Source organism: Kosakonia sp. N21 (assembly GCF_050587465.1).
Classification (GTDB): domain Bacteria; phylum Pseudomonadota; class Gammaproteobacteria; order Enterobacterales; family Enterobacteriaceae.
This window is the reverse complement of record NZ_JBOBHR010000001.1, coordinates 255,866-271,956: the sequence shown is the minus strand read 5'-3', so window position 1 is coordinate 271,956 and position 16,091 is coordinate 255,866. Positions and strand designations below refer to the sequence as shown.

Here is a 16,091-nt window from a genome sequence, read left to right as displayed (position 1 = left end):
TTACCCCGGTCTGACCGTCTGACTCACCAGTTCGGTGAGGGAGGAAGAGAGGAAGAACCACAGCGCAGCAAGTACCACCGCCCCGAGGATCCAAGACAGCCAGTACAAGCGATGACCACTACGCAAACGAGAAGCCCTGACGACGATGGGTGCATCCTGTGCAAGCGTAAAGGCGGGCACCCGTTCACCCAGCGCACGGACCACGTCTTCACGGCGTTCGTCATCTTGTGCCCGGTACTGGCCGACAAACCCCAGTTGCAGGGTTCGGTACATGCAGGTCAGCACGGCAGTGTCCGGTGCGGACTCTTTCAGCAGGTTGCGGATCCGCTCCCACAGTTCCTCCCCGGCGTTCAGGGTGCCAAAGAAGTGTGCCTGCAGCGGGTCACGGCGCCAGGCCAGATAGCCATCGTCGGTGGTTCCCCGGTTCAGGACACTCTCATCAAGCAGTGCACACAGGGCATACACCATATGGTCACGACTGATGTCACTGTAACCTGCCTCCGTGAGCGCCGCTTTTGCCTCCTGTACCAGACGGCAGGCCCGGCGGTAGAGCCCCTCCCCGTCACGGACTTCCTGACCGCCGCGCAACTGGCTAGCCATCAGCCAGCCCGGGTAGAAAATACGTTCTATCTGGCTGAGTTCGGATTTATTCATGAGCGCAGCACCGCAAAGAGTTCAAGATTTACATCCCCCAGTGAGCGCGGGGTGTAGAAGGTGCAGTTGCCCATCACAAGCATTGCGCGAGCCGCCTCAGTACTCAGATCCAGCGAGAAATACTGGTTCTCAAGGCGCAACGGGATAGCGGCAGGAACATGGGTCAGCGGTTTGATAACCATCCCGCTCAGGGCCACATTCACCACGTCGGACACATCATCAAAGCTGCCCGCTTTACACAGCTGCGGGAATTTCGTCTGAAGTTCGTGGTTTGGCATGGAGGAGCGTACGGAGAGGTAGAAGTCTGCCCCTTCGCGCAGACGCGCATCGTGCAGGGCACCTTTCCAGATCTGATCCTGATGCTCCAGGTGGATGCTCAGCACCCGCGACGGCAGACTCGCTTCCAGCAGCTTATCGAGCAGAGCCAGCAACGGCGGGAATACCCGTTCCGGTGCATCGTGCTGATAAGCAGGAATATCGCCGGCGTCGTGCTCCAGCGAAAACGTCAGCAGGCTGCCCGCCAGACGGGTCAGTTCACGATAAAGCAGCTCAGGATGACGACCCGGGGTCTGCAGCAGTTCGATCAGAACCGGCTCGGCGCTGTTCAGGGAATTAAGCAGCCAAAACAGGGAAACATCGGCCACAGCAAAATCGGCCAGACGCTCGTTACTTTCACGCCGCATCGCCATCAGGCACTTACGCCGCGCCTGTAGGCGGACCAGCAGGTCGCCCAGTTCTGCCACAAGCACAGGGCTTGCCGCAACCGAGAGCATCGGCGGGATAAAGGAGGAATCGCGGCTCCACTGTCCCTGCGCGTTACGTACCAGGCGTGCCACCGGACAGGTCAGGTATGCGGTGTTTTCCTGCGTGGACAAACGCAGCGTGATGGCATTACGCAGAATAGCCAGTTCACCACTTTCATACCCGGCCAACTCCTGAACCACAACGCGTTCAGCTTTCCAGCGGCGCGGGCGCTCGCTGTCCAGACCGTTATCCAGGTTACCGCCGCTGGCACTCAGCAACGGCAGTGCTGCCAGCACGTCGACGACCTCGTTGCCGTGTGCAGCAGATACATCACAGACCGGCGGAAGATTGTCTGCCAGTTCAGTATCAACCGTCGTGCCATCCTGGAAACGAACCACCAGACGGGTGGCATTGAGCCGTGATAACGCCAGGGCGGCGTCGTCAAATTCAGCACTTACCACGCCCCAGGGATGGGAAATCCCCATCCCTGCTACCGTATCGGCAATGTGCGCGTCCCAGCGAGCCTGCTGCTGGAACTGTTGCGGGGCCAGAGCAGCCCCGTCCTCCCATAGTGGGCGATATATTTTCATCCCTGATTGTCCCTCGCCTTAAGACTTGGCTTTCGGCATCTGGGAAACCAGCGACAGGTTGACGTCCATGCCTTCCACCTGGAAGTGCGGGACAGCGAACAGTTTCACGCGGAAGAAGCCCGGATTATCCTCAATATCTTCCACCATCACCTTCGCGTCGCGCAGCGGGTGGGAAGCCTGCAGCTCGTCGCCCGGATCGGTCATTTCAGTCACCAGACCGCGCACCCAGGTGTTCAGCTCCAGCTCCAACAGACGGCGGTCTTTGGTGGTGCCGATGTTTTCACGCTGAATCAGCTTCAGGTAGTGCGCGATACGTGACAGCAGGAAGATGTACGGCAGACGCGCGTTGATGCGGCTGTTCGCAGTGGCATCAGAGGTGTCATACAGCGCTGGTTTCTGCGTTGAGTTGGCGGAGAAGAAGCACGCGTAGTCGCGGTTTTTGTAGTACGACAGGGGAATGAAGCCGAGGTTGGCGAATTCGAATTCGCGGGTTTCCGGGATCATCACTTCGGACGGGATCTTCACCTGATTACCGGTACCGAGATCATACAGATGGATAGGCAGATCCTGTACTGCGCCGCCCGCCTGCGGACCGCGAATTTGCACGCACCAGCCGTTGTTGATGAAGCTTTTCACCATGTTGGCCGCAAACGCAAAGGAAGCGTTGGTCCACAGGTATTTGTCGTGATCCGGCCCCTTCACTTCTTCGATGTAGTTGAAGCTGCGCACCGGGACGGTGTCCGGGCCATATGGCAGACGACCCAGCACGCGTGGCATGACCAGGCCCAGGTAGCGGCTGTCGTCAGTCTGACGGAAACTTTTCCATTTAATGTACTCCGCGCGGTCGAAGTAGTTACCGATGTCTTTGATGGCCGCGACGTCCTCCATCGACTCCTTCTGGAAGAATTTCGGCCCCGCTGAACCGATAAACGGCATATGGGCAGCGGCAGATACTTTGGAGATATTACGCATCAGCGCCACGTCCTGGGCTGAAGCATCAAACTCATACGCTGAGATGACCGCGGCAATAGGTTCACCGCCCGGGGTGTCGTATTCCGCAATGTACGTCTGCTTGTAGAGGCCACTCTGGATAATTTCCGGAGAATCTTCGAAGTCCTGACGCAGTTCGTCTTTGGAGAGGTCGAGAATTTCCAGCTTCACGTTCTGGCGGAAGTCGGTTTTATCGACCAGTGATTTCAGCCCACGCCAGACGGATTCTACTTTCTGGAACTCATCATTGTGCATCACTTCATCAAGCTGACGGCTTATCTGGAAATCCAGTTCGGCAATATGATGGTCAAGCAGGGCTTTATCGAGCTTGTCGACGGCCTGGCCTGATTTTTTCAGGCACTGCATAAAGACCTGAACGGCGGCGGTCACGCGCGCATCGGCAGAGGTTTCCGCCATCACGGTGTTATCTTCAAAGCCATCCAGTTCACCGAGTTTCGATACCGGTGTTAAATTGATTTTGTCGAACAGCGACGCATACACACCGCCTGCAGGCAGTATTTTTTCAATGGTGGTGGTGCCCGCCTGATTCTGAGATTCATTATTCACTGACATAAGCATTTACTCGTCTTTATTCCGTTAAAAGTTTCCAGAAATTAATTCTGGGCCGGCGCAAGTGCATTCAGTTCACTACGCAGTTCATCCGAAAGCGCAGGGTCCTTTAATATAATCTCCAGTTCTTTCCTGAAAGTGACGTTATCCAGAAGATTGGATTTCAAATCACGCAGTAAATTACGCATAGCGAGCATAGCACGGAGCTGAGGAATTTGACGCGCAACCGCTTCTGGCTCAAAATCCTTCATATTCTGAAAGGCCAGTTTCACGTTTTCTTCTGAGCCATCATTGGCGAGGGTGTTTTTAACAGTGAGGTTTACTTCGGGATTGAGATCAGCGAGAACGCTGTTGAAGTTATTTTTATTGATGTTGATTGTTTCGCGTTCCGAAAGCGTCCCTTCCGCCTTGCCGTTGCTGTAGTCACCGACACTGAGAAGCTTCAGGGGGAGTTCAACCTTCTTCTGGGCTCCCCCAGTGACCAGATCCAATTTTATATTTACGCGCGCGCAAGGTATCTCGTTCTGAAATGATTCAGACATAAACATATATCTCCTAAATGAATTAGTCCCTTTGCCGGACCGGGTGTCACCATTTAAAAACCGGGGCTTTTTTATTTTAACCAGTGAATTACCATTACGTAAAGCAGACAAACCGGAAATAACACTCCAGGACCAGAGTTCAATAATTAAGCACTATTTAAATACCACATATTGACTGGTTTCAAAGGCATCTTCACGCATTTATTTAAATAACATTAAAATCGTTATCCAATAAACTAATAATTTTCACTCATGCGTTACCAGCAAATTTTTACGTGAAAACTCCTAAAAAGATCGAATTGCGGCCTGAATAATCCAAAATGAAATATACAAAAATATCATGAAATACTCATCCGGCATCTTATATAAGGGAATGGTCTTCTTGTAGGTATCCCGCATAATCGTGCCATTCACATTTAGAGATCTTCCGGCATATGATCCCTTCCCATGGTGGATTATCACGAATGCATCAGGCATTCGGCGTGGTTGCCTGTGTCGTGTTCGTCCCGGCGGCGTTGGTCAGTTCAAGACCGAATGTTTTAATCTCTTCATCAGTAAAGATACCGGAAACGCTAAAATCAAGCGCCTGTGCAAGTTGCGCAGCCATCAAGTTATCCTCCAGTTCGAGTATAAAGATATCTTCTTCCTCTGTTGAACGCCGTGTTCTGCTGCCAGCAGCCAGTGTAATCACCCAGTCCCCGGTCTTCTCATCACCAACCCACTTAAATTTGAAACGACTGAGCAGTTCATTAATCAGTACGACCAATGAGTCTGCATTATTCATTTTGGTGTAGGCCCGCTCCATAGCCAGAAATAGCGCTCTGGCCTGCGCTATTGCCCGATCCAGGGTATTTAATGGCGGAAGTTCATTGACCAGATACTCGGCAGAGGTTTGTGCGGTACGACCTAATGTCGCATGCGGGCTAAATGTTTCCCATCTGGATTCACCGAATCTAAAATGATGCTGTTTTAAATCGGGGAATTTTTTCCCTAAGTCGGCGATATAGGCATAGTCCTCTGACCCAACGGCATGATGGGTCATCTCATGCAGAAGCGTGTTTTTTATCCCTTTTTCTTCTAATACGGTGGGAAAAACTAACATAATGCGTGCTGAAGGGTCTCGTTCATAAACAAAAGCCACCGTTTGCGAGATATCACTATCACTTGTTGTAACGGGAATAACACGGCTGAGTTTGGTCTCTTTCACATGATAATGTGCTTGTTGGTAAAGCCGACGCGAGAGTTCATCAAGTCGCTGATAAGCTTCACCAAGAATAGTTGCATCAGGCGTATTTAAATATCTTGCCAGTACCACGAGAACCTCATTGCGAAATTCCGGTGAAGTTTTCGCCTGATTAAGTAGCGCAGAAAGTTGGTTCGCACGGGTGTATGTTTTATTAAATGCCGTTTCGACCTTGGAAATATTTTTCGAGGGTACAAATCTTCCCCACCATTTTTTACCCACATTTGCTTTATAGGTTATAAAATCAGGTGCAGCGATTTGAAAACCACTATTCTGTAATTCATAGTTATAAAAATTTGTCAGGTTCTTGATTTTAGTTGGATCCCTGAGATTTAGCGCCAGATCTTGCATAATGGGCCTGAACTTCGTAATATCCGGACCGATATCTTTCAGTAAAGCGGCATATTTCATAATGAAATCGCCTTGCGATAAATTAATCGGCACATCTGCAAAAAATGGCAGGTTTTTCAGAGAAGACTGTAACTCTGGATTATCTTTTAACGCTTGCCGGATGGCGCCAGAAAGCGATGTTTCTGCTTCCGCGCCTTTTTCCGTGCCAAGCGTTTTCTCAAAAAACTCCTGCATATCATCGAAATCCAGCCCCGTATTTTTCACGCTATTTTTATACTCTTGCGAGGTATAAATCAGCACACCATCCACAGGATAATCTTTTAGCGGTAAATTGCTGACCGCCTCCGTCATAGGTTCAAACTCATCAAACAACTCTGAAAAATCAGCATCATTTTTGACATCATAATAGCCAGCCACATTATCAGCATGCTCACTTTTCTTAATCATCATTTGAAGCCACTCATTCTCATCAAAATAGATATATGAAAATTCGTTGTTATCGGTAAACATCTGCACCACCACCCGTTCCTCCCCTCGTCTCCCCTGCACAAAATATTGGTTAATAACTTCATCCGTTGTGCTCCCTTTCTTCCAACGGGTAAGGATGCGAATATCAGATTTAAATCCCAATTCGCGCATTTTACTGATGACTTTTTTGGCCGTTTTTGATTGCTTCAGCAAACTTTCTCCCGCAGTGCCGGCGTCGGTCTGCTGTTTCGATGATCCGGCCGCAGGTTCCGTTTTGGCAGACGATTTCGTTTTCCCGGAGGGGCGTGCCGTGTCCGGAGTTTTAAGCGACTCGACCATCTTATCGAGATCGCTACGGGTTTCTTTGCTGATCGCCTCCACCGTTTCCGGTACTTTGCGCAGACGCCGGATACCGGTTTGGGTCATTACCTGCATCAACTTTTCCTTCACTAACCGGTACAAGTCGGGCAGCGTCTCCTGCACCGCCGTGTTCCCCAGGCGCGCCAGCCGCCGGACGCCTTTCGCCAGGCCGCTCATTACGGGAGCAACCATATTGCTCCCCAATTCAAAGGCCGCAGCCATCACCATCGAGCGGATGTACAACTCGCGTTCTTCCTTATCATCCGCCAGTGAGGCCAGAACAGCCGTCGGCACAATTTCGCCCAACAGTGTTACCGCCAGCGATGCCGCGACCCACGCCATGGCGGGGCCGCCCAGTAGTGTGCCGCCGACCATCAGCAGCACCCCGGAGATAATGGCCAGTGTATTAATCAGCTCAAAGGCAACGGCGCGTTTATGCTCCGCAGACGAGTAAATAAGTTCATCGTAAAGATCACTCAGGTCTTTGCGATGCATATCGATAAGCTTGTCGAAGAGTACGTCCGGCGTTTTTGCATAGGTGATAAAAGGAGGGTAATAATCCGATGAGGACACCTCAGAGGTCATGTCCATAGAGTATGCCGGTGCATCATAGTGCTCAGCACGATAGCCATAACTGTCGCTCACTTTCGCCAGCGCCTTCCCTGTCCGGGTTGTCCGGTGTTTCTCCATAAAGGCCTTCAGTGCGGGGGATTTTTCAATCAGTATCCCTGGGGGAATCTTTCTCCGATTCCCTTCTTTATGCACTTTGCCGGAAAAACCAGGCCACGGCACTTCGTAATAATCATTGTTCCATAGCGACAGCAGCACGCCGATTTCCTTTTGCCTGTAAACCAGGGAAGTTGAAACCGGAATAAAAATCACATCAGCAAGGGTAGTGCCATGCCATTCAACGCTTTTCCCCTTGGTCTCGCCTGCGAGATAACTTTCAACCGCATCGCTATAGCGCTGGTGGTACTCTCCTCGGGAGGCCTTCGGTACGCGGTTTTTTCTGCCGATATAGGCCAGTGCCGCGCGAGTCGCCATAAACTTATAGACTCTCCTGGCCCTTTGCCCGCCCTCTGAGTTATTAGGGTCGAACTGATTCTCAATCCGCCAGTCAGCGTAATCCCCCATATTCCCCAAACGCTCCTTCAGTGCATCGGGAAACGAGGAGGGCCATTCAATCACATCGTCGGTATAGGATGTCCCGTAATCCCTGCGCGGCACTCCCCTGGCAATATCGACTAACGTATAGCTACGGGAAGGGATAGTGGTTGACAACTTCCCCCCGACATCCATACCTACCCCAGCTTTGAGCACAACCGGACGGGATTTGAGGACGGATTGATCGGACCACTTATCTCCCAGCCCATATATCCGCAACGATTCTCTGACAAAAGCGCCCATATAGCGGTCAGGATGCAGGATCCGTTCGTTCAAAAAGCCGGTCAAATCGCCAATCTGCAGATCCAGTTTATCTTTCAGCGTCTCCAGCAAATATTTGTCGGCGCTGAAACGCTCTGGCATCGGTTCAGCCTGTTCGGCTTGTTGGCGGATATTTTCCCAGTTCACTCCGGCGAGCAACGCGTGTTCCGGCGATGCGTCGCCAGACGGTATTGCAGTTGAGTTCTCCGCAGCGACAGTGGGCGTAGTGGCTTCCTGTTTGCGCAACTCATCCTGTTTTTTTCTCCACAGCGGCAGCACTTCCTCCATCACGCTGTTGTAATCGTCCAGATACGCAGACTGGGTTTTCTCATCCCAGAACAAGCTAACATGCTGGCGGATTATCTTGCGCAGTTCTTCATCCAGCACGGCGTAATTATAGGCCTCCGCCATCCCACGATTTTGTAATGCATCGAGCATACGTTTTACCGACAAGATACTCAGTGAGGTATAAAGTCTGACCAAATCGACCGCCCCTGAGCTGTCCTTCATATAATCCACTGTGTTAGCCAGCAGAATTTTAAGCACCTCCGGAAATGTCCCGGAAAATCGGGATCGATCAATAAGTTCGATGTAGGACAGGCTGTATTCACCCCAGAAGACTTCTGAAGCAGGAATGTCGGCGCTGTAAGGCCATGCCGGGTTTCTTAGTGTATCCGCTGCCGGTTTGTGGGCGATGAATGTGTTCATCTTAGCGGTACGTTCTGCAAATGCTTTGGCATTATCCTTATACTTAGCCAATTCATCCGCATCCATCGCTTTGCCATCCCAGTCATCGTTCAGCTTACTGGTCAGTACTTCAAGGCGCTGTACAAGGACTTCCTCATCTCTGGCCTCATCCACATTCATATGAAGCAGTCCCATGCCCCAGTCATACAGTGCTCTCCGGTAAAACTGAAGGTAATAACGCCCCAGATGTAGCCAACGCTCATCGGGTAATTCTGCAGACGTCGCGCTTGAATGCGGGTCGTAGATGCTTGCAATGGACTCCTCTTCAATCTCTTGCTGAAACTCCTGCCTGAAGGTCCCGACTTTCAGTTCATCCATTCGCGTGAACCACGCATCCGCCAGCGGAAAGCTCTCCCTCGGCACATACAGACTGCCCCGTTCACCCGGTTTTGGGCCTGCGCTCAGCATCAAAAATATCGATTGTTCTAAGGTGCCATTTTTGGCCGCTTTGTATTCTTCAGCCCAGTAGGCACTTCGTGGTTCGGGTTCCACGGTCGCGTTGGCTGACGCTGCTGCCTCCGTCGTCACGGACGGTTCTACCTGCACCCTTTTCACTCCGGTCTCACCCGCAACCAGTGACTCCCTCATCGGAAGCGACCTTTTTGCGCGAGATTTCACAGCCAGGGGGGATTCTTCTGCCATCGCTGTCGCGCTTTCCGACGGCTGGCTGGCAATATCATCACTGCTGAATGCGGATGAGATGTCATTGTCAGCCAGTTCGGCGACTATCGCTTCCAGCTCTGCGATTTCATTGGCGCTGAATGGCGATGCGGGTTCCGCCAGCGGAGCAGCATGTCGCTCCGGAAACAGCGAGTCTATTAGCGCCCGTTCATCCTCTGTTAACATGCCGGTCAGCTCAGCCAGACGCTCATAAGCGGCGGCATTCTCATCACCGCTGCGACCAAACATCGAATACCAGGCATATGACAACCCTGCCAGCAGTGCGGTAGCGCCGACGGTTTGCGCCGCCCCACGGGGAGACACCTGCGACGCTGCAGCCAGCAGAATACCGCCAGAGCGGGCCAGGTTGCTGGCCTGCGTGCCAACGCCTCTGCCGGCTCTGGCAAACCAGTTCAGCATCCCCTCTCCTCCCGCCTGGGCAGCCTGATAACTCAGTGAGGCTGCCGCCCCCCACATCGGCAACTCGATATACTCCTGACTATTACCGGCAGCGGAAGTGGCAGGCGGAGCGGCCTGAAATTCAGCATCACTGTGTGCCGGAGGTTCGGGTATCTCGTTATGAGGGGGCATGGAAAGCGCTTCGTCCTCCTGCGCCGGTTCGGGCGGCAGAGTATCTTGCAGCGTTTGTAGATTGGTGCCACTCGCCCCCAGCAGATATAGCATGGCGGTCATACGTTCACGCAGGTTTCGCGTATGCAATTCAGGGAGTGGCGGAAGCCCGCCGCGTTCGGCTTCTATTGCCATAACAGCCGCGCGAAGTTCTGCGCCGCTGCGCTGCCACTCATCGTCGGCTGCACTTACCGCCGGTCTTTCACCCTGCCTGCGGCCCCGTCTGGTCCGGTTTTTTTTACGTGCTCCTGTCGCAGTCTGTTCCTCGTCAGTAAAAGTTCCGGATTTGGGCATCACGCATTCCTCAGATCACTGGCATGGAGAAACCCTGCCGATGATGAAATCATGTGATCAAGGGTAGCAATGGGGGTAACGCCGCTTATACCGCAGCCCGGGAATTCAGAGGTTTCATCAATATAAATAGGGTGGAGAGTAGCCAGGAGGGAACACCTCCCGGCTGAAGAAGAGTTATCTCTGACCGGATACGATGGCAGGCAGGAGTTGCGTCAGATGGCGCTCTGCCAGAAGCGCCGTGGCGTTTTCGATATCGGGCGCGAAATAACGGTCTTTTTCGTAGTGCGAAACCTGTTCGCGCAGCAGGTGGCGCGCCTGTTCCAGCAGTGGGCTGCTGGTTAACCCTTCGCGCATATCCAGTCCCTGGCAGGCAGCCAGCCACTCCACCGCAATCACACCACGGGTGTTGGCTGCCATCTCCCATAAGCGGCGACCGGCAGCCGGCGCCATCGACACGTGATCTTCCTGATTCGCTGATGTCGGCAAACTGTCCACACTGTGCGGATGTGCTAGCGCTTTATTTTCGCTCGCCAGCGCCGCAGCGGTTACCTGTGCAATCATAAAACCGGAGTTTACACCGCCATTTTTCACAAGGAATGGCGGTAACTGCGACATATGGCTGTCCATCAGTAACGCTATGCGCCGCTCCGCCAGCGCACCGATTTCCGCAATCGCCAGCGCAATATTATCCGCCGCCATCGCCACCGGTTCCGCATGGAAATTGCCGCCTGATATCACCTCGTTTTCCGCCGCAAACACCAGCGGGTTATCCGACACCGCGTTAGCTTCCGTCAGCAGAACATCGGCGGCGTTACGCAACTGTGTCAGACACGCGCCCATCACCTGTGGCTGGCAGCGCAACGAATAGGGATCCTGCACCTTATTGCAATTGTGATGCGACTGCGAAATGGCGCTATCGTCAGTCAGCACATGGCGATAAAGCGCCGCAGCGTCAATCTGCCCGCGTTGCCCGCGCACCTCGTGAATACGGGCATCAAACGGGCGGCGAGATCCCAGTGCCGCTTCCGTGGTCAATGATCCACACACGACCGCAGCAGCAAACAGATCTTCCGCTTCAAACAGCCCGCGCAACGCAAATGCCGTAGAGGTCTGCGTGCCATTGAGCAGCGCCAGTCCCTCTTTCGCCGCCAGCGTTAACGGCGAGAGTCCGGCGTGTTTCAACGCCTCAACAGACGGTAACCATTCGCCCTGCCAGCGCGCTTTACCTTCACCGAGTAGCGTGAGCGACAGATGGGCAAGCGGCGCCAGATCCCCGGATGCGCCTACCGAACCTTTCGCCGGGATCCACGGATAAACCCCCGCATTAACCATTGCCACCAGCATCTGGATCACTGGCAACCGGATACCGGAAAAACCACGCGCCAGGCTGTTAATTTTTAACACCATGATCAGGCGCACCATGGCATCGTCCAGCGGTTCACCTACTCCAGCAGCATGAGAAAGCACCAGTGAACGCTGGAGGTTTTCCAGATCTTCACTGGCAATACGCGTCTGCGCCAGCAAACCAAAACCGGTGTTAATGCCATAGGCTGTACGCCCTTGCGCCATGATGGCATTCACGCAAGCCACGCTGTCATCAATGGCGGCAAACGCGCTTTCATCCAGCGTAAGATGAAGCGGGTGGCTATAAATATCACGCAGTTGCGCCAGTGTCAGTTGGCCGGGAATAAGGGTGAGATTCTTCATGCCTGGTAAAGTCCCTGAGTTGCTGCGTTTTCAGGCTGCGTGCGGCGCACCTGAAAAACACGGTGAGTATATAAACACATATACTTGTCTATACAAATACACGCAAGTCATGATTTAACATAAAAGATACAATTTTTTTATAGTGCGCCAGTAATCACGATTTCACGGTTGCTCGCATACCGGCATAAAAACCGTCCGCATAAACGCAGTGGATATGTGCCCAGGCAGGCGGGTGTTTGTGCATTTTTTTGCATGTCGTTTTTATTGCACTTTTAAGACCCGAAAACCCTGGTTGCCGGAGAGTGTGAGATAGTTCAAAAAATTAGCCTTATAAATCAGGCGGAAATGAAGCGTTTCAGCAAGGATTTTATCCGTCGCTCAAGCGCAATTTATTTAGCAGTGAAATTAATGTGTCGCCAAAGCCCGACACAACGTAACTCACTAAAATTAAATAAAAAAAACCCTCTTGTAAGGGCAAAAAATTAAGCGTACATTAGCCCCGTTTGGTGAGGAATCACCCAAGATTCTGAGATGGAGCTGTGGCCGAAAGGGAGAAAATTCTCATTTTCGTTTTGGCGTAGTTTCACCTCTCTATACTCAGTCCTGATAGGTCATGAATGCATACATAATGTATGCGGAGCGATGAACGTGAAATATTTCTTTATGGGCATTTCGATGATGGTCATTGTTTGGGCCGGCACATTCGCCCTGATGATCTAACCTGAGCTTATTGATGCAGAAAAAGAAAAAGGAGCCTTTCGGCTCCTTTTTTTATTGATTCGGTTTAAGGTTCAATGTCTTCCGCAGTGCTTTTAGGCACGGCCGCAAGCAGGCCATCAGCGCGGAACATACTCTTAATACCCCGTACCGCCTGGCGAATACGATCGCGGTTCTCAATCAGCGCGAAACGCACATGGGTATCGCCGTAATCACCAAAACCAATCCCCGGCGACACGCATACTTTGGCGTCTTTCAGCAACTTCTTGGCAAATTCGAGCGACCCCATTGCGGCATACGGCTCCGGAATTTTTGCCCATACGTACATGGACGCTTTCGGCATTTCGACCATCCAGCCGGCTTCATGCAAGCCTTTCACCAGCACGTCGCGGCGGCGCTTGTACTGCGCGGCAATGTCGCGTACGCACTGCTGATCCCCTTCCAGCGCCGCGATAGCCGCCACCTGCAACGGCGTAAACGTACCGTAGTCGTGGTAACTTTTGATACGCGCCAGCGCGTTAACCAGTACCGGATTGCCGACCATAAAGCCAATACGCCAGCCCGCCATATTGTAGCTTTTCGACAGGGTAAAGAATTCGACCGCGACATCGCGTGCGCCGGGCACCTGCATGATTGACGGCGCTTTCCAGCCATCATAAACAATGTCGGCGTAAGCCAGATCGTGTACCACCAGCACATCGTAACGTTTTGCCAGCGCCACCACTTTCTCGAAGAACTCCAGCTCCACACACTGCGCCGTCGGGTTGGACGGGAAGCCGAGGATCATCATCTTCGGCTTCGGGTAACTTTCGCGAATGGCACGTTCCAGTTCGTTGAAGAAATCGACGCCTTCCACCAGCGGCACAGAACGCACCTGCGCGCCCGCAATCACCGCGCCATAGATATGAATGGGGTAGCTTGGGTTTGGCACCAGCACCGTATCGCCATGATCCAGCGTGGCCAGCATTAAATGCGCCAGTCCCTCTTTCGAGCCAATTGTCACAATGGCTTCGGTTTCCGGATCGATATCCACCTGATAGCGATCCTGATACCAGCGGGAAATCGCCCGACGCAGACGCGGTATACCGCGCGAAGTGGAGTAACCATGCGTATCCGGGCGCTGCGCCACAGTACAGAGTTTCTCGACAATATGCGGTGGCGTCGGGCCATCCGGATTCCCCATGCTGAAATCAATAATGTCTTCGCCGCGCCGACGCGCAGCCATTTTCAGTTCAGCCGTGATATTAAAAACATAAGGGGGAAGACGATCGATACGCGTAAAACGGCGTTCAGGACTGAAGTCAGCCATAGATTCCTCGGGATAACGTGAGCGCCCGGACCGTCCGAGCGACGTCGCCGCGATTGCGGCGTGCTAAGAACATAGCCCGAAAAATTTCCTGCTGTCGAGAGGGAAAGAAAAAAATAATCCGCTGGCGAAAAAGGGGAACACAAAAAACCTGTTATGAATGCAACACCACCCCCTTATTACTAAATCAGATAAATATTTTAACAATATGATATCAATAAAATTACTGTGCATTTTCATCAACGCTCTGTCTTCGCTTACACGCTTTCGACGCTTATTAATCCCCTTTTGAAATAGTGGTTTTTCCTCATTCACTCAATGAATGTCCCGGCTGGTCATCCGGGCCGCAGTTTTTTATCATAGCTTTTTGACGCCTTTCACATGAGTTTCCCGTGCACGAAATATTCGACATGTTGCTGGCGGTTTTCGATCGCGCGGCGTTGATGCTGATCTGCCTGTTTTTCCTGATCCGTATCCGCCTGTTTCGCGAGCTGCTGCATAAAACCGCCCACTCCTTCAAAGAGTTACTGGGCGTAACCGCCATCTTCTCAATGTTCGCACTGTTCAGTACCTGGTCTGGCGTTCCCGTGGAAGGTTCGCTGGTCAACGTGCGTATCATTGCGGTGATGTCCGGCGGCATTCTGTTTGGCCCGTGGGTCGGCATCATTACCGGCGTGATTGCCGGGGTGCATCGCTACTTGATTGATATTGGTGGGGTTACGGCGATTCCCTGCTTTATCACCAGCATTATTGCCGGGATTATGTCCGGGGTGATTAACCGCAAGATCCCGAAAGCGCAACACTGGCGCGTGGGGATTATCGGCGGCATGATCTGCGAAAGCCTCACCATGATGCTGGTGGTGGTATGGGCGCCGTCCACCGCGCTTGGCCTCGATATCGTCTCCAAAATCGGCGTGCCGATGATCCTGGGCAGCGTCTGTATCGGGTTTATTGTGCTGCTGGTGCAGAGCGTTGAAGGAGAAAAAGAGGCCATTGCCGGGCGTCAGGCGAAACTGGCGCTGGATATCGCCAATAAAACGCTGCCGCTGTTCCGTAACGTTAACAGCGAATCTCTGCGCCAGGTGTGCGATATCATTCGCCGTGATATCGACGCCGACGCGGTCGCGATTACCAATGTTGACCATGTTCTGGCCTATGTCGGCGTTGGGGAAAATAATTACCGCGACAGTGACGACATCATCAGCCCTACCACGCATCAGGCGATCAATACCGGCGAAATCATCATTAAAAACAATGATGAAGCGCACCGCACGCCGGAAATTCACTCCATGCTGGTGATCCCGCTGCGTGAGCAAGGCATCGTCACCGGGACGCTGAAAATCTACTACTGCCACGCTCACCAGATCACTTCATCGCTACAGGAGATGGCAGTCGGGTTATCGCAAATTATCTCCACCCAACTGGAAGTGTCCCGCGCCGAACAGTTGCGTGAGATGGCAAATAAGGCAGAACTGCGCGCATTGCAGAGCAAAATTAACCCGCACTTCCTCTTTAATGCGCTGAATGCCATCTCGTCATCCATTCGTCTTAATCCGGACACCGCCCGGCAATTGATTTTCAATTTGTCGCGTTATTTGCGCTATAACATTGAATTAAAAGACGATGAGCAGATAGATATCAAAAAAGAGCTGTACCAGATTAAAGATTACATTGCGATTGAACAGGCGCGCTTTGGCGACAAACTGACGGTCATTTATGACATTGACGAAGAGATCGGTTGCGAGATCCCCAGCCTGTTGATTCAGCCGCTGGTGGAAAACGCCATCGTGCATGGCATTCAGCCCTGTAAAGGCAAAGGGGTGGTGACCATTAGCGTAGAAGAGTGCGGCAACCGCGTACGCATTGCCGTGCGTGATACCGGAAATGGCATCTCGCCGGAGATGATCGCTCGCGTAGAAGCCGATGAAATGCCCGGCAATAAAATTGGTCTGCTGAATGTTCACCAGCGAGTGAAATTGCTTTACGGCGAGGGGTTACATATCCGCCGCCTGACGCCGGGAACGGAAATCGCGTTCTACGTGCCGCGCCAGTCGACGCCCACGCCCTCGATTGCCGCACTGTTGCCTTAACGG

General features: G+C 52.6%; 9 protein-coding genes. 2 read left to right on the top strand and 7 right to left on the bottom strand.

Annotation, left to right across the window (positions count from 1 at the left end; all coding sequences use genetic code 11):
• From tssL to hutH, 6 genes are all read right to left on the bottom strand, one after another.
• The gene (gene tssL / locus ACQ3G7_RS01240; RefSeq protein WP_430888556.1) at positions 1-654 is read right to left on the bottom strand and encodes a type VI secretion system protein TssL, short form; all 654 of its coding nucleotides are present in this window, start codon (positions 652-654) and stop codon (positions 1-3) included.
• A complete protein-coding gene (gene tssK, locus ACQ3G7_RS01235) occupies positions 651-1,988 on the bottom strand; it encodes a type VI secretion system baseplate subunit TssK (RefSeq protein ID WP_430888555.1) in 1,338 nt (445 codons plus the stop codon). The genes tssL and tssK overlap by 4 nt, the downstream gene beginning before the upstream one ends.
• A gap of 18 nt (positions 1,989-2,006) precedes the next feature.
• Entirely contained in the window at positions 2,007-3,557 is a 1,551-nt protein-coding gene (gene tssC / locus ACQ3G7_RS01230) for a type VI secretion system contractile sheath large subunit (RefSeq protein WP_430888554.1), read from the bottom strand.
• 35 nt (positions 3,558-3,592) lie between these two features.
• On the bottom strand, positions 3,593-4,090 hold the full coding sequence (gene tssB / locus ACQ3G7_RS01225) for a type VI secretion system contractile sheath small subunit (protein WP_263099960.1): 498 nt from the start codon (positions 4,088-4,090) through the stop codon (positions 3,593-3,595).
• A gap of 469 nt (positions 4,091-4,559) precedes the next feature.
• Positions 4,560-10,268 carry a hypothetical protein gene (locus ACQ3G7_RS01220; protein ID WP_430888553.1) on the bottom strand — a complete coding sequence of 1,903 codons (5,709 nt, stop codon included), beginning with the start codon at positions 10,266-10,268 and terminating at the stop codon, positions 4,560-4,562.
• 174 nt (positions 10,269-10,442) lie between these two features.
• Positions 10,443-11,975 carry a histidine ammonia-lyase gene (gene hutH, locus ACQ3G7_RS01215; protein ID WP_430888552.1) on the bottom strand — a complete coding sequence of 511 codons (1,533 nt, stop codon included), beginning with the start codon at positions 11,973-11,975 and terminating at the stop codon, positions 10,443-10,445.
• Positions 11,976-12,623: 648 nt separating this feature from the next.
• On the opposite strand from hutH, the gene ypdK reads away from it, so the two are divergent.
• On the top strand, positions 12,624-12,695 hold the full coding sequence (gene ypdK / locus ACQ3G7_RS01210; protein WP_134318594.1) for a membrane protein YpdK: 72 nt from the start codon (positions 12,624-12,626) through the stop codon (positions 12,693-12,695).
• A gap of 64 nt (positions 12,696-12,759) precedes the next feature.
• Here the strand turns inward: ypdK and alaC are convergent, their stop codons facing one another.
• On the bottom strand, positions 12,760-14,001 hold the full coding sequence (gene alaC, locus ACQ3G7_RS01205; protein WP_430888551.1) for an alanine transaminase: 1,242 nt from the start codon (positions 13,999-14,001) through the stop codon (positions 12,760-12,762).
• Positions 14,002-14,390: 389 nt separating this feature from the next.
• On the opposite strand from alaC, the gene ACQ3G7_RS01200 reads away from it, so the two are divergent.
• Positions 14,391-16,088, top strand: a complete 1,698-nt coding sequence (locus ACQ3G7_RS01200; RefSeq protein ID WP_263099956.1) for a sensor histidine kinase — start codon at positions 14,391-14,393, stop codon at positions 16,086-16,088.
• The last annotated feature ends 3 nt before the right edge of the window (positions 16,089-16,091 follow it).

Bases quoted from the DNA above. Each gene is read 5' to 3' on its own strand.
- tssB (WP_263099960.1), bottom strand. From the start codon at position 4,090: ATGTCTGAATCATTTCAGAACGAGATACCTTGCGCGCGCGTAAATATA.
- ACQ3G7_RS01220 (WP_430888553.1), bottom strand. From the start codon at position 10,268: ATGCCCAAATCCGGAACTTTTACTGACGAGGAACAGACTGCGACAGGA.
- tssL (WP_430888556.1), bottom strand. From the start codon at position 654: ATGAATAAATCCGAACTCAGCCAGATAGAACGTATTTTCTACCCGGGC.
- hutH (WP_430888552.1), bottom strand. From the start codon at position 11,975: ATGAAGAATCTCACCCTTATTCCCGGCCAACTGACACTGGCGCAACTG.
- tssK (WP_430888555.1), bottom strand. From the start codon at position 1,988: ATGAAAATATATCGCCCACTATGGGAGGACGGGGCTGCTCTGGCCCCG.
- alaC (WP_430888551.1), bottom strand. From the start codon at position 14,001: ATGGCTGACTTCAGTCCTGAACGCCGTTTTACGCGTATCGATCGTCTT.
- tssC (WP_430888554.1), bottom strand. From the start codon at position 3,557: ATGCTTATGTCAGTGAATAATGAATCTCAGAATCAGGCGGGCACCACC.